The sequence below is a fragment of the Allobosea sp. genome (genome assembly GCF_035999205.1).
GTDB lineage: Bacteria > Pseudomonadota > Alphaproteobacteria > Rhizobiales > Beijerinckiaceae > Allobosea.
The window spans coordinates 174724-197819 of sequence record NZ_DASYHA010000021.1; the positions used below are offsets into that span (position 1 = coordinate 174724).

Below are 23096 nucleotides of genomic sequence, written 5' to 3' on the forward strand. Positions count from 1 at the left end.
TTAGCCTGTGCCTCCGTATCGAGGGAGGCGGATCATGCGCACATCATCGAGAGCTGCGCGCGGCATGTCGGCCGGCGTGCCGACGGTGCCCGGCCTCGGCGCCCGGCCGTGGCTCGCCGCCCCGATATCCGTGCCCGCTTCCGGCAACGCCTCTCCGTGACGGCGGTCCCGGAAACCTCGCGCGTCGGGAGCGTCGTCATGGAGCGCGCCTACAAGATCGCGCCGATCACGACCGAACAGGTGGATGCGGGTTACCTGCTCGTCAGCCCCCTCGATCGACGGCTCGATGTCGCCCGCTGGCGCTCCTATTGCGAGAAGGCCACGTCCGAGTTGGGGACGGCCGTTGGCCGTCAGCAGATCGTCGTCGCCACGAATCCGCGCGGCTATCTCCAGGGGCTTTGCGTGCACGCGGTCGTGAAGCATCTTGTCCAGGGGGCGATCCTAGATGTGCCTGTCTTCGTCGTTGCGAGCGCCGCCGATGAGATCGGTGTCGCGGCGGCGCTCTTCGGCGATCTCTGCGCCCTCGCCGAGCGGCTCGACTGCGCCGCGATCCGCATTCGCACCGAAAGCTCCCAGCGCCTGCACCGCCATCTCGAGAGCAGCGGGCGGAGCGCTTGCGAGCGCCGCGTCGCGCTGATTCTCGACCAGCGACCTTTGCTGGAGGCCCCCTGGGCACAATCTCAGGGCGACGGCTTGCCGGTAAAGACGTAGCCGACGCCGCGCACCGACTTGATCAGCGTCGGCTGCTTCGGATCGCGCTCGATCTTCTTGCGCAGCCGCGCGATCTGGGCGTCGATCGTCCGGTCGAAGGCGTCGAGATTGCGGCCATGGGTCAGATCCATCAGCACGTCGCGCGAAAGCACACGCCCGGGATGCCGCGCCAGCACGGCCAGCATGTCGAATTCGCCGGTGGTCAGGATGATCTCGTCGCCTTCGGCCGTGACAAGTTGGCGCCGGCCGAGGTCCAGGCGCCAGCCATCAAACCGGATCGCCTCGCCAGATTCCGCGCGCGGCGCTGCCGCAGGCTGTCGCCGGCGCAGCACGGTCCGCAGACGCGCCAGCACCTCACGCAGGTGAAAGGGCTTTGCGATGTAGTCGTCGGCGCCGACCTCGAGTCCGACGATCCTGTCGACGACATCGTCCCGGCCGGTCAGCATGATGATCGGGACATCCGAGCGCGAGCGCACCTCGCGCGCCAGCGTGAGACCGTCCTCGCCACCGGGCAGCACGAGGTCGAGCAGAATGATGTCGATCGCGTCCTTCTGCAGGCTGTCGCGCATCGCCGTGCCGTCGGCGACACCGGTGACGCGGTAGCCTTCATCCTCGAAATAGCGGGTCAGCATCTGGCGAATGCGGCCGTCGTCGTCGACGACCAGAATGTGCTCGTTGCGGGTAGCGAGGTCAGTCATGTCTAGGCTGTGGTGCGCTTCCTCGTCGCCCGGGCTGTTACAAACCGTCACAGTTTCGCACGGATCGTAACGGTCGCGCCGTTCGGCCGTTACCAGAGTGGGTTCTATTCGCCGCGTCGATCACACACAGGATGATGCGCCGATGATCTCGCAAGCCACCATGTCACAGCAGCACGGCGCTGTCAGGCGTTTCGCGACGGCCCCGTCGCAGGCTGTGAGCCTGCGTAGCCTGTTCGGTGGACAGCCGCTCGAGACCTTCGAGACCGGGATGGCGATCTTCTGGGAAGGCGACGATGCGAGGCACGTCTTCGAGGTCGTCGAGGGCGTCCTGCGCGTCTTCAGGATCCTGAGCGACGGTCGCCGCGTCATCACCGGCTTCCTCTATCCGGGCGATCTGCTCGGCGTCTCGCTCAAGGATCACTACCTCTACACCGCCGAGGCCGTTACCCGGACGAAACTGCGGCGCTACGAGCATGGCCGCTTCCAGGACGAGATCAATCGCTCGCCGGAGCTGCGGCCCCAGCTCTTCGCCTGCCTGTGCGACGAAATGGCCGCGGCCCAGGACCAGATGGTCCTGCTCGCCCGCAAGAGCGCCGAGGAGCGCGTCGCCAGTTTCCTGCTCGTCATCGCCCGCCGCCTCGGGGGCGAGCAGAAGCACCCCGTCGTGGAGATCCCGATGACTCGCCTCGACATGGCCGACTATCTCGGCCTGACCATCGAGACGGTCTCGCGGACGATGACCAGGCTGACCAATTGCGGCGTCATCGCGCCGAGCAGCCGTCACGCCATCGTCGTGCGCAGGCTCGGTCAGCTCGCGGTGCTTGCGGGCGAGGCCGATGACGGGGATAACCATGCCGCGGGAGCGGGGGCGATCCAGCAGGCCGTCTGGCCGAACTGAGCCACATCCGTCGCCAGGTGTCGGACACGACGCATGGCGACGTGTTTCTTTGTCGAAGCATCGGACCTCCCGAAATGCGCTCCGCCATTCGGGGCGATGTCCACAGCGTCGAGGTAGCGCCGGCCATGCGGTCGACCGTCACAAGCGAGTTCAGCCTCGACGAGATCGCACGGGTTCTCGACAGCGCCAACATCATCATCCACGGCTTCGACGGCGTCATCACCCGTTGGACGAGGGGCTGTGAGGCGCTGTACGGCTGGACGCGAGCCGAGGCGCTCGGCCGCGTCGTGCACGACCTGCTCGCAACCGTCTTCCCCGAGCCTTTCGAGGACATCACCGCCGACCTGCACGAGCAGGGCATCTGGAACGGGGAACTTACGCATCGCCACAAGGATGGCCATCCGATCTTCGTGACCAGCCGCTGGGTCGTGGCCAAGGCGGAGGCGGCCTCGGGCTTCGCCATCGTCGAGACGAACATCGACGTCAGCGATCTCAGGGCGATGCAGGCCGATCTCGTCGCACGCGAAGCCCATTTGCGCTCGATTCTCGATACGGTGCCCGAAGCGATGGTGGTGATCGACGATGTCGGCACGATCACTTCGTTCAGCGCGGCGGCCGAACGGTTGTTCGGCTACAGGACGGGCGAGGTGCTCGGGCGCAATGTCAGCGCCTTGATGCCCGAGCCCGACCGGGGCGCTCATGACGGCTACATTTCCCGATACCTGACTACCGGGGAGCGCCGCATCATCGGCTATGGCCGCGTCGTGACCGGCCAAAAGAAGGATGGCAGCCAGTTCCCGATGGAACTGGCGATCGGCGAGGCCCGCGTCGAGGGCAGCCGCATCTTCACCGGCTTCATCCGGGATCTCACCAGCCGCCACCGGATCGAGGAGGAGCTGCGCCAGGCCCACAAGATGGAAGCCATCGGCCAGCTCACCGGCGGCATTGCGCACGACTTCAACAACCTGCTCACCGTCATCAGCGGCAATCTCGAGATGATCGAGCGGCGGCTGACAGACCCGAAGCTCCAGCTCCTGCTGAGCGAGGCGCAGGGCGCGGCCGATGACGGCGCCAAGCTGACCGGACAGCTGCTTGCCTTCGGGCGCCGGCAGCCGCTCAATCCGAAGCTCGCCGATGTCGGGCAGCTCGTCTCCCGTTTCTCCGACCTGTTGCGGCGGGCGTTGGGCGAGGCAATCGAGCTTCGCACCATCGTCTCGGGTTCGCCGGGGCCGGCCCTGATAGATGCCTCCCAGCTGCAGAACGCGCTGCTCAACCTGGCTCTGAACGCCCGCGATGCGATGCCGCGGGGCGGCCGGCTGACGGTCGAGATCTCGGCGACGAAACTCGATGCCGATTATGCCAACCTGCATCCCGGGGTCCGGACCGGCACTTATGTCCTGATTTCGGTCACCGATACGGGCGAGGGCATGTCCGACGAGGTCAGGCAGCGCGCCTTCGAGCCGTTCTTCACGACCAAGAGCGTCGGCGCCGGGACGGGACTCGGCCTGAGCATGGTCTACGGCTTCACCAAGCAGTCGGGCGGCCATGTCCAGCTCTTCAGCGAAATCGGCCAGGGCACGAGCGTGCGCCTCTTCCTGCCGGTCGCGACCGCCGTTCCGTCCGCTGTCCCGGATGTCGCGACAGGTGACGCGCCCGCTACGAAAAACAGCCTGCCGCGTGGGAATGAGACGATCCTCGTGGTCGAAGACGATGTCCGCGTCCGCCGCGTCGCCGTGGCTCGGCTCGAGGACACCGGCTATCGCGTGCTGGAGGCGGATACCGCGGCCCAGGCGCTCGACATGCTGGCGGAGCATGCGGATATCGACCTGCTCTTCACCGACATCGTCATGCCCGGCGGCATGTCCGGCGACGAATTGGCGCGCGAGGCACGTCTGATCCGGCCTGGCATCAAGATCATCCTGACCTCGGGCTTCGCGGAGCCCAGCGTCGCGGTGCGCGAGCTCGCTGCAGCGGCGAGCTGGCTGAAGAAGCCATATACCGCGATGGAGCTGGCGCTGCGTCTGCGCGAATTGCTCGATCCGGCCGAGTGAAGCAGAGGCGCTCGTCATCCAGCGAGCGGTTCCGGCGTCGAACTTGAGCAGCCACGAGCTCTCCAGTCCCCCGCCATCTCCCGCGACACGTTACCCGGCCGCGGCCAGGCTGCCGCCGCTGCATGGCGGCTTCCCACCCTCGATCCGTGCCGCAGCCTTGACACGGGCGGGCGCTTGGGAGAGGCGTACGCCAACGCGTATCGCATTGATCGCAAAGCCTTTTTTTAATTATTCCAAGGAGAAGGCGGTGACGTCCTTCAAGTTCCCGCGCAGGGCTGTGTCGAGGTTCCGGATGCTGCGGGTCCGCCCCGCGGCGGTCGCCCTGATCGTCCTGGCGGCCAGCATCGCGCCCGTCTGGGCCCAACAGCCCCAGGTGCCGGCCTCGCCGCCGGCCCCGCCCCCGGCCGCGACTGCGGCGCCGACCGCCCCGACGCCCGCGCTGCCGCAGGCCCTGCCGCAGCTCGGAATCGCACCGCCGACGGCTGCGCATCCCGCCACCATTCCCTCGGCCGCGCCGGCGCCGGCACCGATCGCCGCCCAGCCGGCGGCCTTGCCCGCCCTGCCGCATGACCTGTCGCCCTGGGGCATGTTCATGGCCGCCGACATCGTCGTTAAGGCGGTCATGGTCGGCCTGGCCTTCGCGTCCGTGGTGACCTGGACGATCTGGCTCGCCAAGGCGCTGGAACTGGCGGCGGCCAAGGCCCGGGCGGGGCGTGCGCTGCGGCAGCTCCAGGCTGCGACGAACCTTGTCGAGGCTTCCAGCGCCATCGCCGGCAAGGGACGCCTGCGCGGGGATGTCGGCCTCCTGCTCGGCGCTGCCCTGGAGGAGACGCGGCGATCCTCCGATCTCGGCGAGGACGGCATCAAGGAGCGCGTCGCGATCGCGCTTTCGCGCATCGAGGCGCGGGCGGGACGCTCCATGACGCGCGGCACCGGCCTTCTCGCTACGATCGGCTCGACCGCGCCCTTCGTCGGCCTGTTCGGCACGGTCTGGGGCATCATGAATTCGTTCATCGGAATCAGCCAGGCCAAGACCACCAACCTCGCCGTCGTCGCGCCGGGCATCGCCGAGGCGCTGCTCGCGACCGCTATCGGCCTCGTCGCCGCGATCCCGGCCGTGATCATCTACAATGTCTTCGCCCGCGCCATCACCGGCTATCGGGCGATGCTTTCCGACGCCTCGGGCGAAGTCCTGCAGCATCTCTCGCGCGATCTGGAGCGCCAGCGGCGCCAGCCCGTGCCCGCGACGGCGGCCATTGCGGGGGTGTCGGCGCGCACGCCGCTGCAGGCGGTCCAGCCGGCGGCGAGCCTGCCGCGCGTGCACGCGGAGTAAGCCATGGGCGTTTCTCTGAAAGACGCCCAGGACGGCGACCTCGGCGAGGTCAGCGACATCAACGTCACGCCGTTCATCGACGTCATCCTGGTGCTGCTGATCATCTTCATGGTGGCGGCTCCGCTCTCCACCGTCGATGTCGCGGTCGATCTGCCGGTCTCGAACGCGCAGCCGCAGCCGCGGCCTGACACCCCGGTCTTCCTGACCGTCAAGGGCGACCTGTCGCTGGCGCTCGGCAATGACGCCGTACCACGCGAAGCGCTCGGCCCGACCCTCGACGCCCGGACCAACAGCGACCGCGAGCAGCGCGTCTTCCTGCGGGCCGATGGCGCGGTCGCCTATCGCGAGCTGATGGATGTGATGAACCTGCTCAGGCAGGCGGGCTATCTCAAGATCGCGTTGGTCGGCCTGGAGGATACGGGGCAGGGCGCCGCCCCGGCCGCTCCCGCCGCTGGGGCGCCCCGACCATGAAGACGCTCGCGGACATGGCTGGCCATCCCGCCAACGCCGGTGCCAGGCTCTGGCCGGCGCTGCTGCGCTGGACATTCGCCATTCTCGTCGTTGCCGGATTCCATGGCACCGCGGGCTGGGTGATCGCGACCTGGCAACGCGCCGAAGCCGCGATGGGCACGCCGCCCGCGGCGGTGATGATCGAGCTCGCGCCGCTGGCGGTCGCGCCCGAGGCGCCGCCGCAGGAGATCGCGCCCGGTCCGGAGATGGTCGAGGCCCAGCCTGAACCGCAGCCCGAACCGGTCGTCGAGAAGCCGCCCGAGCCCGAGCCGCCGCCGCCCGAGCCCGTCGTGGAGCCGCCCCCGGTCGAGCCGCCACCGGTGGTCGAGCCGCAGCCCGTCGTCCAGCCGGAGCCCGAGATCAAGATCCCGGAACTGCCGTCCCTGCCGGATGCAGCTGCCGTGCTGGCGCCGCCGCCGCCCCCGCCCAAGCCGAAGGTCGTCGAGCGCAAGCCGCCGCCGAAGCCGCGCGTGGTCGAGCGTCGCAAGCCGGTGAATCAGGACAAGCCTCCGGCCGAGCGCACGAGCGCGCCGACCGCGCAGGCGCAGGCCGCTCCCAATGCGGCTGCGCCGACCCAGGGCGCATCGTCGGCTCCGTCGGTTTCGCCGGCGAGCTGGCGCGGCACGCTGCTCGCGCATCTCAACCGCTACAAGCGCTTCCCCGGCGGGGCGAGCCCAGGAACGGTGCAGGTCTCCTTCAGCATCGACCGATCGGGCCGCGTGCTCTCGGCGCGTCTCATCCGCGGCTCCGGCGACGCGGCGCTGGATGAGGAGGCGGTCGACATGATCCGGCGGGCGAGCCCGGTTCCGGCGCCGCCCTCGGGGCTGGGTGGCAACACCATCGCGCTGGCCGTACCGGTGAAGTTCTCGCGCTGAGGCGTATCACGCTGTTGCCCAGGCGCCAGGCCCTCTCCTCATCCGCGAGGAGGGGGTCTTCGTCGTGTTCCGATGCCGACCAAATACCCGATCTTGCATCGGTGACGCTGGAATGCTGGATTTGCAGACGGATGGCAGCCTAGCAGCACCGCGGCCTCGGCATCGTATCGCTGTCGCCCCCGTGACAGCCAACTTGTTTCCGATACGGTTATGAAGTCTCGTCGAACTGCGACGGCGGCGGCGTCGATCGTAGACAAGTCATCATGCCGGGGGGCAGGGGACATGACGGATTTCGAAACGCGCTGGAACAACGCGCTGAACCAGATCGAGCATACGCCGTTCGGAAAGAACAAGTTGTTGGCCCGAACGATGGTCAAAGAACAGTTTCGCAACAGCACGTTCATCTACGGCACAGTCGGCCCCAACGCCTTGCACAACGGTTGGGGCGCCACTGGCAATCCAGTCGCCAGGGCGGGTTTGCATTGGATCAACCGGGCGCGCGCACATCCGCACAGCATCTTCAGAAAGCGCATCATCCGGCTTTACGATCCGGGCCCCCGGACCGCCGCACTGGTCAAGGACGGGCTCCAGATGATGGACATGTATTATGGGATGAACAACGATCTGTTTCGGAATCGCAATCTCCACATCGCCGAGTTCGTTCATCGCGTCATGGGCTTTGCCGAGCGTGGCGTTCCCTTCGATCCGAACATGTCGGGGCGGGATGCCTTCCTGAAAGCGTTTCCGGGAGCGCAGGAGGGGTGGTACCAGCAGGGCGTCACCGATGCGGCCTATGGACAGTCGGCCACCAAGGAGATGTCGAAGATCATCCGCGAGGGCATCAAGCGGCTCGGCGGCAAGCTCATCTTCGAGGGAAAGTCCGTCTACGGCGCAGGCATCTTCGATCCACATGCGCGGCAGGGCGACACCGACCTGGAGGCCCAGGAACTGTTCCAGTACCTCGTCTGGCCCGTGACGCCACGCGTGCCGTTCGGGAATGGAACCCTCGAATTCCAGTGGGGCAGCCGGCCGACGACGCCAACGCGCGCGCATTTTCTCAGCAACTGGAATTGGGCCGGTGCCACGACCCACGGTCCACGCAACCGCGTGAATCAGGCCAATGCGAGCGACCCGTGGCAGGCGTACCTCAAGACAGTCCTTGGGAAGCAGCATGGGCTCAGGCCGATCTGGCACAATTTCGCGAACGTTCCCCAGAACTTCCCGAGGCTTGCCCAGGGCAATCAAGCGCTGGAGGATTGGGAGGTCAGCATCATGGAGCGCGCGATCGCTCGCGTGAGCCAGACACTCCACGACACTGCGGCTCCGCCGAAAGTCGGTGCGTATGACCGTGCGACCTGGGCCGGCGACCCGCGACCGCGCGGGCACCGGCAGTGAGATGGGGCGAAAAGAAAAAAGGGCCGCGCGTGAGCGCAGCCCAAGTCTAGGGAGGAAACGCCCAAGGAGGGCGACGCAGCATCGCTGCTGCGATGCGGGATACATAGGTGCGCAGGTGGCCGACGACAAGCGCAAAAGGGCAGCATCATTGTCCTATTTTTGAGCAGCCTCGCCACGCGCCGCCTTGGGGACGCGACAAGAGCGCGCAGAACGCAAAATCACGCCTGTTTGCGGCCATCCAGCAGCCTGAAATGGGTGCAGCCGCTGCCGCGGATTAGGCGTTGACAGCCAGTTTTGGCCTATTCAAATTCGTAGGCATACAAATGATTTCGCCAGCTGACGCACACTCGGCGGCATGCAAATGTCCAAGAGCGAACTTTGTCCGAGAGCGAGTTTGTCAAAGAGCCCGGGCGTCCGCCACCGGGCCAGACATGGGGAACAGCGATGACCATCGACCGTCGGAGTTTTCTGGCCGGTGCTTCCGCCGGCGCCACCATCCTCGCTGCGCCCGGCCTCGCCCAAGCGCAGGGGGCAGGACCCATCAAGGTGGGCGAGATCAACAGCTATACCGCGCAACCCGCCTTCCTGAAGCCCTATCGCCAGGGCTGGGAGCTGGCGCTGGAGCAGATCAATGCCGGCGGGGGCGTGCTCGGCCGCAAGATCGAGACGATCTTCCGTGACGATGGCGGCAAGCCCGAGGACGCCGTGCGCCATGCGGGCGACCTGATCAACGCCGAGAAGGTCGACCTGCTCTCGGGCGGCTTCCTGTCGAATGTCGGCCTCGCCATCGCCGACTACGCCAACCAGAACAAGAAACTCTATGTCGCCTCCGAGCCGCTTTCGGATGCGGTGGTCTGGGCCAAGGGCAACCGCTACACCTTCCGTCTGCGGCCCTCGACCTACATGCAGGCGGCGATGCTGGTCGAGGAGGCCGCCAAGCTCCCGGCCAAGAAATGGGCGGTGGTCGCGCCGAACTACGAATACGGCCAGTCGGCCGTGAAGTGGTTCAAGGAGCTGCTGAAGAAGGCCAAGCCCGACGTCGAGTTCGTCGCCGAGCAATTCCCGGCGCTCGGCCGCATCGATGCGGGGGCGACCGTGCAGGCGCTCGAAGCCTCGAAGCCGGACGCGATCTTCAACGTCACCTTCGGCGGCGACCTGACCAATTTCGTCCGCCAGGGCAACACGCGCGGCCTGTTCGAAGGCAGGACGGTGGTCTCGATGCTGACCGGCGAGCCCGAATATCTCGATCCGCTTGGCGCCGAAGCCCCGGTCGGCTGGATCGTCACCGGCTATCCCCATGCCGATCTGAAGACGCCCGAGCACACCAAGTTCTACGAGGCCTACAAGGCCAAGTTCAACGACTACCCCCGCCTCGGCTCGATCGTGGGTTTCGACACCATGAACTCGATCGCCGCCGCCCTGACGAAGGCCGGCTCGACGGACACGGAAAAGCTGGTCGAGGCGCTGAAGGGGCTGAAGTTCCCGTCCGCCTTCGGCACGGCGGAATATCGCGCCATCGATCACCAGTCGACGCTCGGCGCCTTCGTCGGCAAGACCGCGCTCAAGGACGGCAAGGGCACGATGGTCGACTGGAGCTATCGCGACGGCGCCAAGTATCTGCCGAGCGACGCCGAGGTGAAGACGCTGCGCCCGGCCGGGTGATGCTGGACTCGGACGCCTAGCCGAACCGTTGCCGACATCAGCCGCGTCACCCCGGACAAGCCGCGTAGAGACAGCGCTCCGGGATCCATCGTAGAGCGATCAGCCCTATGATGGATCCCGGGCCTCCGCTTCGCTGCGCCCAGGAAGACGGCGGCGTTTCCGCGCCTCCAATTCGCACGGGCCAAGCATGATCGACCTCATCCTCAACCAGACGCTGAACGGCCTGGCTTCGGCTTCGTCGCTGTTTCTCGTGGCGTCCGGGCTGTCGATCATCTTCGGCGTCACGCGGATCGTGAACTTCGCCCATGGCTCGCTCTACATGCTCGGAGCCTATCTGGCCTGGACGCTGGTGACGCGGTTCGGGCCGGCAGATGCTCTGGGCTTCTGGGGCGGGGTACTGGCCGCCGCCGCCCTGACCGGGCTCGTCGGTGTCGTCATCGAGGTGCTGATCCTCAGGCGCATCTACCAGGCGCCTGAGCTGTTCCAGCTGCTCGCGACCTTCGGGGTCGTGCTGATGATCCAGGATGTCGCGCTCGGCGTCTGGGGAGCCGAGGACAAGCTCGGGCCACGCGCGCCCGGCTTCAAGAGCTTCGTCATCATCTTCGGCAACCGCTTCCCGACCTATGAGCTGTTCCTGATCGCCGTCGGGCCGGCCGTGCTGCTGATCCTCTGGCTGCTGTTCCAGAAGACGCGCTGGGGCACGCTGGTACGTGCAGCGACGCAGGACCGCGAGATGGTCGGCGCGCTCGGCGTCAATCAGCGCCTGCTCTTCACCTCGGTCTTCGCCTTCGGCTCGATGCTGGCGGGGCTCGGAGGCGCGCTGCAGCTGCCGCGCGAGGCGGTGACCCTGCACATGGACCTCGCCATGATCTCGGAGGCCTTCGTCGTCGTGGTCGTCGGCGGGCTCGGCAGCGTCACAGGGGCCTATCTCGCAGCCGTGCTGATCGGCATCCTGCACGCCTTCGGCATCCTGATCTTCCCCAAGATCACGCTGGTCCTCGTCTTCCTGGTCATGGCGGTGGTGCTGGTGGTGAAGCCCTACGGGCTGATGGGCAAGGCGCCGGTCGGACATGCGCGCGGCCATGGCCCGGCCGAGCCATTGCTGCTGCCGGCGGATGGTCCGACCAAGCTCGCCGGGCTGATCGCGCTGGTGATCCTTGCGCTCGCCCCGCTGGCGACGCCGGACCACATCCTGCTGACGCTGACCGAACTCGTCATCTTCGCGCTCTTCGCCGCCTCGCTGCACTTCATGATGGGGCCGGGCGGCATGGCCTCCTTCGGTCACGCCGCCTATTTCGGCCTCGGGGCCTATGGCGCTGCGCTCGCCGTCAAATGGCTCGGCGCGCCGATGGAACCGGCCCTGCTGCTCGCACCTTTCCTGGCGGGCATCGCCGGTGTCGTCTTCGGCTGGTTCTGTGTCCGGCTTTCGGGTGTCTATCTGGCCATGCTGACGCTCGCCTTCGCGCAGATCGCCTGGGCGACGGCCTTCCAGACCGTCGACCTGACCGGCGGCGACAACGGCATCCTCGGCGTCTGGCCCTCGGCCTGGGCGGCCTCCAAGACGGTCTACTATTATCTGACGCTCGTCGTCTGTGCGGCGGCGATCCTGGTGCTGCGGCTGACAATCTTCTCGCCCTTCGGATACGGGCTCCGGGCGGCTCGCGACAATGCGCTGCGGGCCGAAGCCATCGGGCTCGACGTCGCCCGCATCCAATGGGTCGCCTTCGCGGTCGCGGCCTTCTGCGCCGGCATTGCGGGCGCACTCTTCGCCTTCTTCAAGGGCTCGGTCTTCCCGACCTATATGGCGATACCGCGATCGGTTGATGCGCTGCTGATGGTGCTCCTCGGCGGGGTCCAGACGGTATCTGGCCCGGTCGTCGGCGCCTTCGCCTTCGCCGGCCTCTCCGAGCAATTGATGAAGGCGACGATGTACTGGCGCTTCGTGCTCGGGCTTTCGATCGTGCTGCTTGTCGTGTTGTTCCCGCGTGGCCTGGTCGGGGCGACGCTTGCGCTGCGTGAGCGCAGACGCAAGGAGCCCGAACCGGCCGCAACGCTGGTGGAGGCCAGCCGATGAGCGCCGCTGCAGAAGCGCAGATCGTGGTCGCCGGCGCGACCGCGGAGCCGGTCCTCGTGGTCCGCGATCTCGCGAAATCTTTCGGCGGCGTGCGCGCCGTCGATGGCGTCTCCTTCTCGGTCCTGCCGGGCACGATGCTGGCGCTGATCGGCCCCAATGGCGCCGGCAAGACGACCTGCTTCAACATGCTGAACGGCCAGCTCCGGCCTGACGGCGGCGAGGTCGTGCTGGCGGGGCGGGCCATAACCGGGCTGAAGCCGCGCATCGTCTGGCGCATGGGCGTCGGTCGAACCTTCCAGATCACTGCGACCTTCACCTCGATGACGGTGCGGGAGAATGTCCAGATGGCGCTGATCTCGCACGCGGGCGAGATCTGGAACCCCTTCGGCCGCGCCCGCGATCGCCACCGCGAGGCAGCCGACGCGTTGCTGGCGCAGGTCGGGATGGAGGGCCAGGCCGACCGGGCCTGCGGCGTCCTCGCCTATGGCGACCTCAAGCGCGTCGAACTTGCGGTCGCGCTTGCGAACCAGCCCAAGCTCTTGCTGATGGACGAGCCAACCGCCGGCATGGCGCCGCGCGAGCGCATCGAGCTGATGGCGCTGACAGCCGAGATCGCGGCCGCCCGCGGCATCGCCGTGCTCTTCACCGAGCACGACATGGACGTCGTCTTCACCCATTCCGACAGCGTCATTGTGCTCGATCGCGGCCGACTGATCGCTCATGGCACGGCCGAGGAGGTCCGGCAGGACCCCAATGTCCGCGCCGTCTATCTCGGCTCCGGCGCGACTTCGGGAGGGCATTAGTGCAAGCCATGCTCGAGATCGCATCCCTCGACGCCTATTACGGCCGCGCTCATATCCTGCAGGGCGTCAGCTTCGCGATGAACCGCGGCGAGGTCTTGGCGCTGATGGGCCGCAACGGCGCCGGCAAGTCTACGACAATGAAGGCCGTGATGGGGCTGGTGCCGCCCGCCGGTGGCAGCGTCAGCTTCGAGGGGCGGCGGGTCGACGGCCGCGAGCCCTTCGAGATCGCGCGGATGGGCATCGGCTATGTGCCGGAGGACCGGCGCGTCTTCTCCGAGCTCAGCGTCATGGAAAATCTTTCCGTGGCGCAGCGCCCGGCCCGCGGCGACGCGCCACGCTGGACGCCGGAGCGCTTGTTCCAGCTCTTCCCCAATCTCGGGAGAATGCGGGACCGGCCAGGTGGCGCCATGTCCGGCGGCGAGCAGCAGATGCTGACCATCGCACGCACACTGATGGGCAACCCGAAGCTCGTCCTGCTGGACGAACCATCGGAGGGCCTGGCGCCGGTCATCGTCGAGGAGATGGCGAAGACGATCCTGGCCTTGAAGAGCGAGGGGCTGACGGTGCTGATCTCCGAGCAGAACCTGCACTTTGCCGGCAATGTCGCCGATCGCGCCGCCATCATCGAGAAGGGCATCATCCGCTTCACCGGCACGATGGACGAGTTGAAGGCGAACGACGCGGTCAGGGCGCAGTATCTGTCGGTCTGACCAGCGCGAAACTGCTTTCGCCGACGCTGCGCCATTCATCCGCCACTGATAGCAGCGCGCCCTCGATCAGGCCGTCGCGCAGCAACGCCTCGGCCGTTCTCGCCCCCGAATTGAGTGCCGCTGTGATCGCTTTCGGCGAGAGGGGCCCGACATCGACGGTGACAGGGAGATGCCTGAGATCGCTGTCGGGATCGAGCTCCTGTGCCGGCCGGCGGAGCACCGCGCCATCCTGCACATCCGTCGCATTTGCAATAACCGTCGCTGCCGCATCGGCCTCGGCAGCGCTGCGCGCCAGCACCGTCACGGCATCGGCAATGCCGCGCGAGAACGACCGCCCCCGCCAGCCGCTGGTCGCGATGCCGCGAAAATGCTGCGCAGCATGGGGTGCAGCATGAAGGCGGATGAAGCCCTCCGGCCGGGCCCTCGCGAGGGACGGCACGACGCCGATGTCGAGGGGATGCCCGGGGGTGACGAGGATGGCTATATCGCCGCCATTGTTGACATAAGCGCGCTCGAGCCTCGGTGCCGCCGCTATCATCGCGGCCATGACGGTATCGGCGACCGCGCCCGCCACCGCCGCCATTGGCGTGATGTACTGCGCGCGAAAGGCCCAGCAGGCGCGGGCCATGCGCCGCGCCGTTGCGCCTGTCAGGGCAGGGGGCTGGGCCGCGAGCGGCTGGCGCAGCATGCGCAGCTCACCGGTAAGTTCGGCGAGCAGCCCATCGAAGGCATCCTCGGCTGCGGCATAGGCGCGCTCGGTTTGCGAAGGCCCGCCGAAGGCTGCGATCACGAGATCGCTGGGGCCCTCCTGGAGATGCAGGCGATTGCCCGACAGGCGCGCGACGCGGTGGCTCTTCATCGCTCTCTTGTGAAACGCGCCGTCATCGCGGACAAGCCGCCAAGCGATATCGAGCCGGCAGGAGGGCTCGAGCCGCGGCGCTCTACAAGGCGTCCCGCCGCAACGGCCATGGATTGTCTGCCGCACCGCCCTCGATCCGGGCCTGCCCGCCATGGGCGCGGAGCACCTCTTCGACCGGGACGATCTCGTCCGCATGGCCGCCGGAGGCGAGGTAAAGCTCGCGCGACAGGGTGAATTCGATGGGGGCGACGAGTGCCGGCGTCGGCACATAGCCGAAGGCGTTCTTCGGCATCCGCAGCACGTCGACCATCACCGTGATGCCGCCGCCCGGCCAGACATAGACCGGCGCGCCGCCCATCGTGACCCGGGTCGCGCCAGACTGCACAGAGCGGGTCAGCAACACCGGATTTTCGGTGACGCCGGCGCGCAAGGATCCGCCGGCGCCCGCGACGAAGGTCACGGTGCAGAGCGAGGGCTCGCAGTTTTCGCCGATGCGCTCCACCACCTGCCGGACCACCGCGGGCATCTCCGCCTCGACCGGAAGCAGGTTCTCGTCGAGCACGCAGTAGAGCGAATCCTCGCCCGTCGTGGAGGTCATCAGCAGGCGCATGCCCGGCCAGGCGACGGCCGGATCGATCTTCTGGATGATCGAGAGCGGCTCGGTGATGTCGGTGCCGCCCCAGCCCATGCCGGGCTCGGCGACCTGGAAATAGCGCCCCGGCGTCGATTTGCGGCCGCGCACGCGGATACCGGCCGGGCGCATGTCGAGCACGCGACCAGCCTGGTGCTCGGTCAGCACGCCGGTGATGTGGTCGTCGACGACGATCACCTCGTCGACATGGCCCTGCCACTGCTTGGCGAAGATGCCGATCGTGGCCGAGCCGCAGCCGACGCGCATGCGCGTCTCCGGCTTGCCGTCGACGATGGGGGCCTGGCCGGCCTGGACGACGACGCCGTGGCCGCCATCGATGGTCAGTTCCACCGCCTCGCCATTGCTCAGCTTCAGCATCGCCTCGCAGGTGGCGTTGCCTTCCTTCTTCGAGCCGCCGGTGAGGTGGCGTACGCCACCGAGCGAGAGCATCTGCGAGCCGTATTCGGCGGTCGTGACATGGCCGACCTGCTCGCCATTCGCCCGGACCGCTGCCGTCTCGGGGCCGAGATGCCGATCGGTGTCGATCTTCACCTTGACGCCGCAATAGGAGAAGATGCCTTCCGTCACCACGGTGACGGTGTCGACGCCTTCATGCTGCGACGAGACGATGAAGGGGGCGGGCTTGTAGTCCGGATAGGTCGTTCCCGAGCCGATCCCGGTCACGAAGACGCGCTCCGGGGCGAGCACCGAACCGTCCCAGTCCTCCGCGTTCTCGGCGAAGGGCACGACATGCTGCCCCTCCGTGACGGCCTCTGCGAGCAGCACCACCGGGTCGGTACGCACCAGCAGGCCGTTCTCATTGGCATAGCGGGAACAGGCGCCGGAGCGGCCGGGGCGAATCCGGCACAGCACGGGGCAGGCGTCGCAACGCACGATGCCGTCGTCGCCCTCGGAAACGCCGAACTTGCGCGAGCGCTCGGCGAGCGCCGCATCATGCGCCGGCCGGGGATTGAGCTCGTTCATGGACGGCCCTCCTTCTCGCGCAGCAATTCCCAGAGCCGATGCGGCAGCACCGGCACCTGGCGCGGCGTCACGCCGGTCGCGTGCCGGATGGCGCCGAGGATCGCTGGTGCGGTCGGCACCAATGCCGGCTCGCCGATGCCCTTGGCGCCGGACGGGCCGAGCGGCTCGGGATCCTCGACCAGGATGATGTCGATCGGCGGCACGTCGCCGGCTGTCGGGATCAGATAGTCGTGCAAATTCTCCGTGCGCCCCGGCAGATACTCTTCCAGCAACGCCAGACCGATGCCCTGGGCAATCCCGCCATGGATCTGCCCCTCGACCAGCGTCGGATTGATCGCGCGGCCGACGTCATGGGCGGCGACGATACGGTTGAGCTTGATCGTGCCGAGATCGAGATCGACGTCGAGCGAGGCGATCTGCGCCGCGAAACCATAGGTCGCATAGGGAATGCCCTGGCCGTTCTCGTCGAGCGGCACGGTCGGCGGGTCGAAGCTGCCGATGCCTTCCAAAACGGTACCGTCGAGTTTGGCGGGCAGGGCGGCGAGGTCGATCGTCGCCGTGACGCCGTTCTCTTCGACGCGGAGGGTCGTGCCGTCGAGCGCCAGCCTCGCCGAGGGCCCGGCATTGGTCAGGCGCAATATCTCGGCACGCAGTGCGCCGGCGGCCCGCTCCGAGGCCTTGCCGGAGACGAAGGTCTGGCGCGAGGCCGAGGTCTTGCCGGCATCGAAGGTGCGGGCCGTGTCGCCGATCACCAGCTCGAAGCGGTCGACGGGCAGGCCGAGCGCATCCGCTGCGATCTGCGTCAGCACGGTGGTCGAGCCCTGGCCGATATCGACGGCGCCGTTCCAGAAGGTCAGGCGGCCGTCCCTGGAGAGCGTCACACGCATGGCCGAGGGATTGGACATGCCGGTATTGCCGATGCCGTACCACATGCAGCCGATGCCGACGCCGCGCCGTGTCCGGCTCTCGCTTGCATTGAAGGCGGCTGCGTCCGCCAACAGCCGATCCCAGTGCGGCTTCAGTGCCTCCAGGCATTCGGCGAGGCCGGCACTGGCTTCGAGCAATTGGCCCGATGGCGTCGTATCGCCGGCACGGATCGCATTGATCAGCCGGAACTCGAGCCGGTCGATCCCGGCGGCCGCGGCGAGGTCGTCGAACAGGCTCTCCTGCGCGATCGCCGCCTGCGGCACGCCGAAGCCTCGAAATGCGCCCGAGGGCGGACCGTTGGTGTAGACGGCGCGCGACCGGTTGCGGACATGTGGCACCTTGTAGGGGCCTGTCGCATGCACCGGCACGCGGCCTGCAACAGTCGGGCCCCAGGAGGAATAAGCGCCGGTGTCGAAATCGCCGTCCATCGCATAGGCGACGAGCCGACCGTCGGCATCACAGGCGGCCTTGGCAGTGATCGAGGAGGGGTGGCGCTTCGTCGAGGAGATCATCGACTCGATGCGCCCGAAGACGCAGCGCACCGGCCGGTCGAGCAGCCAGGCCGCGACCGCCAGCATCGGCTGCAGCGAGACGTCGAGCTTGCCGCCGAAGCCGCCACCGCAGGCCGAGGGCAGGATGCGGACGTTCTCCAGCGGCAGGCCAATCACGCGCGCGACCTCGTCGCGGTCCATATAGGGCGCCTGCGTGCAGGCGAAGACCTCGAGGGTATCGCCGACGCGCTTTGCGTAGCCGGCTTCGGGTTCGATGTAGGCGTGCTCGACGAAGCCGGTCTCGAAGCTTCCGCTGGCGGCATGGGCAGCTTCCGCGAAGCCGGCCTCGACATCGCCACGCTCGACGCGGCCGCGGGTCAGCACATTGTCCGGTACGAAGTCATGCAGGGTGAAGGCGGTTCCGGCGAGCGCCGCCTTGCTTCCGATCATCGGCGGAAGCGGCTCCCAGGCGATCGGGAACTCGTCGATGCGGACGGCCTCGACGGCCTCCTTCTCGCCGACGATGGCGAGCACGCACTCGCCGCGATAGCGCGTTTCGCCGGTCGAGAAGACCGGCTGGTCCTTGAGGTGCGGATAGATGCCGAAGGAGTTCTCGCCCGGAACGTCCCTGGCCGTGAGGATGCGCACCAGTCCCGGCCTGGCCGCGACGAAGGCGTCGAGATCGCCCAGCGTGAAGCGGGCGCGCGGATGCGGGCTGCGCAGCGCGCGCAGCCAGAGCGCGTCGTCGGGGGCGGCATCGCTGCCATAGATCTCCGTGCCCGCGACCTTGGGCTCGCCGTCGAGGCGGGCGATGCGCGCGCCGATGGCCGGACGCGTGTCAGGCGTCACTGCAGGGGGCGGCGCCACTTCATCGCCGAGAAAGCGATGCGCATCGCGCACCGCTTCGACGATCTTGAGATAGCCCGTGCAGCGGCAGAGCACGCCGCCGATTGCATCCAGCACAGCTCGCTCGCCGGGGCATGGATCGCGCTGCAGCAGGTCATAGGCGGCCATCAGCATGCCGGGCGTGCAGATTCCGCACTGTGCGGCACCATGAGCGTGAAAGGCCCGCTGCAGCGCCACGCCCAGCGCATCCTCGCAGAGCCCCTCGACGGTCATGACGTCGCAGCCGGCGACCTGACCGACAGGCACCAGGCAGGCGCAGGCCTGTGCCTTGTCGATCAGCACGGTGCAGGCGCCGCAATCGCCGGCGTCGCAGCCGACCTTGGTGCCGATGGCGCCGAGCTCGGTTCGCAGGGCTTCGCTGAGGCGGGTGTCGGCGGCATTGCGCAGAACGACCTCGCAGCCGTTCAGGCTGAAGCCGATGGCATCGCCGGCTAGAGCCGGGGCGAGGGCGGAGCGGTCATGAATATTCACGCTGCAACCTCCAGCGGCGGCGAGAATAGCCCTGCAAGGGCCCGGCGCACCAGCACCAGCGCCGCATCGCGACGATAGGCGGCGCTGGCACGGACATCGTCGATCGGCGAAAGCGAAGCCAGATCGGCGGCGGATACGGCCTCTGCGAGGGCCGGTGTCGGCTCCTTACCGAGAAGCCGATCTTCCAGGCCGGTCAATCGTTGCGGAGCGGCCGAGCAGGCGCCGACCGCGATGCTGGCCGAGCCGATGCGGCCGTCGCTGTCGGTCGCGATCATGGCGGCGACCGATACGATCGAGATCACCAGATAGGTCCGGGCGCCGAGCTTGAGGAAGACCGAGCGCGCCCGTTCCGGCTGCGTCGGCACATGGATCGCGACCAGGATTTCATCCGCAGCCAGTGCCGTCCGGCGGTTTCCGAGCACGAATTCGTTCAGAGGAAGACGGCGGCTGCCACGCAGGCTGGCGAGTTCGACTTCTGCGCCCAAGGCCAGCAGGGGCGGCACGCCGTCCGCCGCAGGCGAGGCATTGCAGAGATTGCCGCCGACCGTGCCGCGATTCTGGACCTGCGCGCCGCCAACCTGCCGGCTCGCTTGCTTCAACGTATCGAAGGCGGGCGGCAGTGCGGCAGAGGCGAGGGCACTCCAGGTCGCCGCCGCGCCGATGCGCGTTCCATTGCTGCCATGTTCGACGCCGCCGAGTTCGGGGATGGCGCTGAGATCGAGGACGTCGCGGCTGTAGGGCTCGAACCAGGCCATGCGATGCGTCCGCACCGGGTACACGTCGGTGCCGCCGGCCAGAAGCGTCAGCGGCGAGGAACCGGCCGCCTCCGCTCGCCGTGCGAGCGCCTCGTCCGGAGTCTGGGGTCGTAGGTAGCGCGTCATGACCCGCTCCTGGGAACGTTCGATAACCTCGCTGATTATTGTTAGTATACAAACAAGGTGGCGCAAGCTGATTTTGCAGGCGGAGCCTGCTCAATCAAGACGCGCGAGCAGACCGAGCAGACGTTCTGATTCTTCCCGGGACAAGGGGGAGAGTGTCGCCGCCGTGATCGCCCGCGCCTTCTCGATCAATCCCGGCATCGCCTCGAGCCCCTTGGCCGTGAGGCGGACGCGCACGCGACGCTGATCCTCCGGATCGGGCCGGCGCTCGACCAGGCCGCGCTCGGCCAGCCGCGCGATCACGCCCTTGATCGTCGCCGGGTCCATCGCAGTCATGCGGCCGAGCTGGTTCTGCGAGATTTCCTCGCCGCCGCTCAATTTCGCCATCGCAGCAAACTGCGTCGGGGTCGGGCCGTCATCGCCCATGATCCGTTGGAAGATCGCGATATGGCGCTGCTGCGCCCGCCGCATCAGGAAGCCGACCTGCTCGTCGAGCACGTAATCGGGTGTCGCGGCAGCCGCCTTGCGCTGCCGCGGTGCAGCATCGGCCACGGGCTCGCCCACTGCCTCGGCATTGCTGCTCTGCCTGCCCGTCATCGTCAGCCTTCGCCTCCTCGGCGCCCCTGCAAGCGGCGAAACGGCGGGCCACGTCCTGCCACTTGCCAGCCGCCACGGCGCTGTCCATGATTGTTATTACACATGCAATCGCCGCTTGTCCCGTGGCGCGGGATCGGTGGCCATTTCGGATACGGAGATCCAGATGGCTCACGAGGTTGCGGTGGGAGCCGCCAAGGGCAAGCTGGTCGTCCGCAATATCGGGCTCCTGCTCTCGGGCGATCTGGCGAAGCCGATCCTCGAAGCCGATGCGATCATTGCCATCGACGGCCGCATCGCGGCGGTCGGCAAGGCCGCCGATCTCGACCTCTCCGGCGCGGATACGACGATCGACGCCAAGGGCTCGCCGCTCTCGCCGGGGCTGATCGATTCCCATTGCCATCCGGTCTTCGGCGACTGGACACCACGCCAGAACCAGCTCGGCTGGATCGAGATGGGCGTCAATGGAGGCGTGACCACTCTGGTTTCCGCCGGCGAGGTTCATCTACCGGGACGCCCAAAGGACGCGGTCGGCGTCAAGGCGCTGGCCGTCACCGCACAGCGCTGCTTCCAGAACTTCCGCCCGGCCGGCGCCAAGGTCATCGCCGGCGCCCCGGTCGCCGAACTCGATTTCGGGCGCGAGGTCTTCGAGGAGCTGAAGGCGCTCGGCATCCGCCATATCGGCGAGATCGGGCTGGGCACCGTCGCCAAGGGGCCGGATGCGAAGCGTGTGGCGGACTGGTGCCGCGAGATCGGGCTCGAGACGATCATGCATACCGGCGGTCCGTCGATCGCCGGTTCGCATTTCGTCAACAAGGACGATGTGCTGGAGGCGCAGCCCGATGTCGTCAGCCATATCAATGGCGGGCCGACCTCGATCGCCCATGCCGACATCCGTGTTCTCTGCGAGAAGGCGAAGGGCGCGCTCGAGGTCGTCCATAACGGCAACGAGAAATCGGCGCTGGTGGCGCTGGAAGCGGCGCTCGCGGCAGGCCGTCTCGCCGACGTGCTGATCGGCACCGACGCGCCGGCCGGCTCCGGCGTCCAGCCGAACGGCGTGTTGCGGATGATCACGCTGCTGGCGAGCCTGGGCAACCTGCCGGCCGAGCAGGCCTTCTGTCTCGCCACCGGCAATGTCGCGCGCAAGCGCTCGCTCGACGCCGGGCTGATCGCCGAGGGCTATCCGGCCGATTTCGTCTTCCTCGACAAGCCGCAGCAGTCCTCCGGCAAGGATCTGCTGGAGGCGGTGTCGCTCGGCGACATCCCCGGGATCGGCATGGTCGTCATCGATGGGCTGGTCAGGACGGGGCGGTCGCGCTCGACGCCGCCGTCCCACACTGCTCCGGTCCTGCTGTGAGGAGAGCCTTCCGATGAGCGACCTGATCGAGATCCGCCGCATCCAGACCTCGGTCGAGGAGATCTTCCACGAGTTCGGCCCGTTGCCGGGCCGGACCGAGCGCATCGCCTCGGTCTGCGCCGTGCTGACCAATCCCTATGCCGGGCGCTACGAGCCGGACATCCTGCCGATGATGGAGGCGCTGAAAGGCGCCGGGCTCGAAATGGCGACGCGGTGTCTGAAAGCGCTCGGCGGCGATCCGAAGACCGTCGAGGGCTACGGCAAGGGCGCGGTCGTAGGCTCGGCCGGCGAACTCGAGCACGGCGCGCTCTGGCATGTGCCGGGCGGTTACGCGATGCGCGAGATCCTCGGCAACGCCAAGGCGATCGTGCCCTCGACCAAGAAGGTCGCGGGGCCGGGAGCTCGGATAGACATCCCCGTGACCCATATCAACGCGGCCTATGTCCGCAGCCATTTCGGCGCGGTCGAGATCGGCGTGCCCGGGTCGCCCCAGGCCGACGAGCTGGTCTTCATCCTGGTGATGACCACGGGCGCGCGGATCCATGAGCGAGTCGGTGGCCTGCGGGCCGACCAGATCAGCGTCTGGGACGGCCAGCGCTGAGACGCCGCGCTTTGCGAAACGAGGACGAACGATGCCCGCGAACATCCGCAAGATTCTGACCCAGGTCGACGAAACCCTTGTCGAAGCCGGCAAGACGGTGGCTCCCCCGACGCGCCGTGCCGTCGCCGTCGCGGTCATCGCCAACCCATTCAGCGGACGCTATCAGGAAGACCTCTCGGAGCTGACCGAGATCGGCGTCGAGCTCGGGGACCTGCTGACGAAGCGCTGCCTCGCCGCGCTCGGCATCGAGCCCGGACAGGCAGAGAGCTTCGGCAAGGCCGCGATCGTGGGCGAGGGCGGCGAACTCGAGCATGCGGCGGCGATCCTGCACCCGAAGCTCGGCACCCCGGTGCGTGCTGCTCTTGGCAAGGGGCCGGCCTTGATCCCCTCGGCCAAGAAGCGCGGTGGGCTCGGCACCCCGATCGATGTGCCGCTCGGCCACAAGGACGCAGCCTTCGTGCGCTCACATTTCGATGCGGTCGAGGTGCGGGTGACTGACGCGCCGCGCGCGGGCGAAATCCTCGTCGCGATCGCCGTGACGGATTCGGGGCGCCCGCTGCCGCGCATCGGCGGGCTGACCAAGGATCAGATCAAGGGCGAGGACGGGCTGCGCTGACGGCCCGTACCGAGAAAGATTGCGACAGGACGAAACCTGGAGACGCGTTCCGGCGACTATT

At 67.7% G+C, this 23096-nt stretch carries 20 protein-coding genes; 14 read left to right on the top strand and 6 right to left on the bottom strand.

Annotation, left to right across the window (positions count from 1 at the left end):
- The first annotated feature begins 108 nt into the window (after positions 1-108).
- A complete protein-coding gene (locus VGN82_RS11485; protein ID WP_327527149.1) occupies positions 109-711 on the top strand; it encodes a hypothetical protein in 603 nt (200 codons plus the stop codon).
- On the opposite strand, the gene VGN82_RS11490 is transcribed toward VGN82_RS11485, so the two are convergent.
- A complete protein-coding gene (locus VGN82_RS11490; RefSeq protein ID WP_327527150.1) occupies positions 681-1409 on the bottom strand; it encodes a response regulator in 729 nt (242 codons plus the stop codon). The two genes, VGN82_RS11485 and VGN82_RS11490, sit on opposite strands and share 31 nt — an antisense overlap.
- 142 nt (positions 1410-1551) lie before the next feature.
- Here VGN82_RS11490 and VGN82_RS11495 point away from each other — a divergent pair, with 142 nt between their 5' ends.
- The 10 genes from VGN82_RS11495 to VGN82_RS11540 all read left to right on the top strand — a co-directional run bounded on the left by VGN82_RS11495 (position 1552) and on the right by VGN82_RS11540 (position 13720).
- Entirely contained in the window at positions 1552-2307 is a 756-nt protein-coding gene (locus VGN82_RS11495; RefSeq protein ID WP_327527151.1) for a helix-turn-helix domain-containing protein, read from the top strand.
- A gap of 125 nt (positions 2308-2432) precedes the next feature.
- Positions 2433-4358: a hybrid sensor histidine kinase/response regulator gene (locus VGN82_RS11500; protein ID WP_327527152.1), complete on the top strand. Its 1926-nt coding sequence runs from the start codon at positions 2433-2435 to the stop codon at positions 4356-4358.
- A 292-nt stretch (positions 4359-4650) separates the two neighbouring features.
- Positions 4651-5691 (top strand): tonB-system energizer ExbB, encoded by a 1041-nt coding sequence (exbB, locus tag VGN82_RS11505; RefSeq protein ID WP_327527350.1) that lies wholly within the window; start codon positions 4651-4653, stop codon positions 5689-5691.
- A 3-nt stretch (positions 5692-5694) separates the two neighbouring features.
- Entirely contained in the window at positions 5695-6162 is a 468-nt protein-coding gene (gene exbD, locus VGN82_RS11510; RefSeq protein WP_327527153.1) for a TonB system transport protein ExbD, read from the top strand.
- Complete coding sequence (locus VGN82_RS11515) at positions 6159-7076, top strand: energy transducer TonB family protein (RefSeq protein WP_327527154.1); 918 nt, start codon at positions 6159-6161, stop codon at positions 7074-7076. Before exbD ends, VGN82_RS11515 begins: the two co-directional genes overlap by 4 nt.
- 282 nt (positions 7077-7358) lie before the next feature.
- The gene (locus VGN82_RS11520) at positions 7359-8471 is read left to right on the top strand and encodes a hypothetical protein (RefSeq protein WP_327527155.1); all 1113 of its coding nucleotides are present in this window, start codon (positions 7359-7361) and stop codon (positions 8469-8471) included.
- Positions 8472-8915: 444 nt separating this feature from the next.
- The gene (locus VGN82_RS11525) at positions 8916-10133 is read left to right on the top strand and encodes an ABC transporter substrate-binding protein (protein ID WP_327527156.1); all 1218 of its coding nucleotides are present in this window, start codon (positions 8916-8918) and stop codon (positions 10131-10133) included.
- Between the two features lie 187 nt (positions 10134-10320).
- The gene (locus tag VGN82_RS11530) at positions 10321-12207 is read left to right on the top strand and encodes an ABC transporter permease (protein WP_327527157.1); all 1887 of its coding nucleotides are present in this window, start codon (positions 10321-10323) and stop codon (positions 12205-12207) included.
- Positions 12204-13010 carry an ABC transporter ATP-binding protein gene (locus VGN82_RS11535; protein ID WP_327527158.1) on the top strand — a complete coding sequence of 269 codons (807 nt, stop codon included), beginning with the start codon at positions 12204-12206 and terminating at the stop codon, positions 13008-13010. Before VGN82_RS11530 ends, VGN82_RS11535 begins: the two co-directional genes overlap by 4 nt.
- Positions 13011-13018: 8 nt before the next feature.
- The gene (locus VGN82_RS11540; RefSeq protein WP_327527351.1) at positions 13019-13720 is read left to right on the top strand and encodes an ABC transporter ATP-binding protein; all 702 of its coding nucleotides are present in this window, start codon (positions 13019-13021) and stop codon (positions 13718-13720) included.
- On the opposite strand, the gene VGN82_RS11545 is transcribed toward VGN82_RS11540, so the two are convergent.
- From VGN82_RS11545 to VGN82_RS11565, 5 genes are all read right to left on the bottom strand, one after another.
- The gene (locus VGN82_RS11545; protein ID WP_327527159.1) at positions 13695-14579 is read right to left on the bottom strand and encodes a UPF0280 family protein; all 885 of its coding nucleotides are present in this window, start codon (positions 14577-14579) and stop codon (positions 13695-13697) included. The two genes, VGN82_RS11540 and VGN82_RS11545, sit on opposite strands and share 26 nt — an antisense overlap.
- Positions 14580-14661: 82 nt before the next feature.
- Positions 14662-16194 (bottom strand): 6-hydroxynicotinate reductase, encoded by a 1533-nt coding sequence (locus VGN82_RS11550; protein ID WP_327527160.1) that lies wholly within the window; start codon positions 16192-16194, stop codon positions 14662-14664.
- Positions 16191-18989: a molybdopterin-dependent oxidoreductase gene (locus tag VGN82_RS11555; protein ID WP_327527161.1), complete on the bottom strand. Its 2799-nt coding sequence runs from the start codon at positions 18987-18989 to the stop codon at positions 16191-16193. The genes VGN82_RS11550 and VGN82_RS11555 overlap by 4 nt, the downstream gene beginning before the upstream one ends.
- Positions 18986-19870 (bottom strand): FAD binding domain-containing protein, encoded by an 885-nt coding sequence (locus VGN82_RS11560; protein ID WP_327527162.1) that lies wholly within the window; start codon positions 19868-19870, stop codon positions 18986-18988. The genes VGN82_RS11555 and VGN82_RS11560 overlap by 4 nt, the downstream gene beginning before the upstream one ends.
- A gap of 90 nt (positions 19871-19960) precedes the next feature.
- On the bottom strand, positions 19961-20464 hold the full coding sequence (locus VGN82_RS11565) for a MarR family winged helix-turn-helix transcriptional regulator (RefSeq protein ID WP_327527163.1): 504 nt from the start codon (positions 20462-20464) through the stop codon (positions 19961-19963).
- Positions 20465-20627: 163 nt separating this feature from the next.
- Here VGN82_RS11565 and VGN82_RS11570 point away from each other — a divergent pair, with 163 nt between their 5' ends.
- Genes VGN82_RS11570 through VGN82_RS11580 form a run of 3 tightly spaced genes read left to right on the top strand, consistent with a single transcriptional unit; the run spans position 20628 to position 23035 of the window.
- Positions 20628-21818 (top strand): amidohydrolase family protein, encoded by a 1191-nt coding sequence (locus VGN82_RS11570; protein WP_327527164.1) that lies wholly within the window; start codon positions 20628-20630, stop codon positions 21816-21818.
- Positions 21819-21831: 13 nt separating this feature from the next.
- Complete coding sequence (locus tag VGN82_RS11575; RefSeq protein ID WP_327527165.1) at positions 21832-22419, top strand: amino acid synthesis family protein; 588 nt, start codon at positions 21832-21834, stop codon at positions 22417-22419.
- A 31-nt stretch (positions 22420-22450) separates the two neighbouring features.
- A complete protein-coding gene (locus VGN82_RS11580) occupies positions 22451-23035 on the top strand; it encodes an amino acid synthesis family protein (RefSeq protein ID WP_327527166.1) in 585 nt (194 codons plus the stop codon).
- Positions 23036-23096 lie beyond the last annotated feature (61 nt).

Bases quoted from the DNA above. Each gene is read 5' to 3' on its own strand.
- VGN82_RS11500 (WP_327527152.1), top strand. From the start codon at position 2,433: ATGCGGTCGACCGTCACAAGCGAGTTCAGCCTCGACGAGATCGCACGG.
- VGN82_RS11490 (WP_327527150.1), bottom strand. From the start codon at position 1,409: ATGACTGACCTCGCTACCCGCAACGAGCACATTCTGGTCGTCGACGAC.
- VGN82_RS11575 (WP_327527165.1), top strand. From the start codon at position 21,832: ATGAGCGACCTGATCGAGATCCGCCGCATCCAGACCTCGGTCGAGGAG.
- VGN82_RS11495 (WP_327527151.1), top strand. From the start codon at position 1,552: ATGATCTCGCAAGCCACCATGTCACAGCAGCACGGCGCTGTCAGGCGT.
- VGN82_RS11550 (WP_327527160.1), bottom strand. From the start codon at position 16,194: ATGAACGAGCTCAATCCCCGGCCGGCGCATGATGCGGCGCTCGCCGAG.
- VGN82_RS11515 (WP_327527154.1), top strand. From the start codon at position 6,159: ATGAAGACGCTCGCGGACATGGCTGGCCATCCCGCCAACGCCGGTGCC.
- VGN82_RS11545 (WP_327527159.1), bottom strand. From the start codon at position 14,579: ATGAAGAGCCACCGCGTCGCGCGCCTGTCGGGCAATCGCCTGCATCTC.
- VGN82_RS11560 (WP_327527162.1), bottom strand. From the start codon at position 19,870: ATGACGCGCTACCTACGACCCCAGACTCCGGACGAGGCGCTCGCACGG.
- VGN82_RS11535 (WP_327527158.1), top strand. From the start codon at position 12,204: ATGAGCGCCGCTGCAGAAGCGCAGATCGTGGTCGCCGGCGCGACCGCG.
- exbD (WP_327527153.1), top strand. From the start codon at position 5,695: ATGGGCGTTTCTCTGAAAGACGCCCAGGACGGCGACCTCGGCGAGGTC.
- VGN82_RS11540 (WP_327527351.1), top strand. From the start codon at position 13,019: ATGCTCGAGATCGCATCCCTCGACGCCTATTACGGCCGCGCTCATATC.
- VGN82_RS11580 (WP_327527166.1), top strand. From the start codon at position 22,451: ATGCCCGCGAACATCCGCAAGATTCTGACCCAGGTCGACGAAACCCTT.
- exbB (WP_327527350.1), top strand. From the start codon at position 4,651: ATGCTGCGGGTCCGCCCCGCGGCGGTCGCCCTGATCGTCCTGGCGGCC.
- VGN82_RS11520 (WP_327527155.1), top strand. From the start codon at position 7,359: ATGACGGATTTCGAAACGCGCTGGAACAACGCGCTGAACCAGATCGAG.
- VGN82_RS11525 (WP_327527156.1), top strand. From the start codon at position 8,916: ATGACCATCGACCGTCGGAGTTTTCTGGCCGGTGCTTCCGCCGGCGCC.
- VGN82_RS11565 (WP_327527163.1), bottom strand. From the start codon at position 20,464: ATGACGGGCAGGCAGAGCAGCAATGCCGAGGCAGTGGGCGAGCCCGTG.
- VGN82_RS11530 (WP_327527157.1), top strand. From the start codon at position 10,321: ATGATCGACCTCATCCTCAACCAGACGCTGAACGGCCTGGCTTCGGCT.
- VGN82_RS11570 (WP_327527164.1), top strand. From the start codon at position 20,628: ATGGCTCACGAGGTTGCGGTGGGAGCCGCCAAGGGCAAGCTGGTCGTC.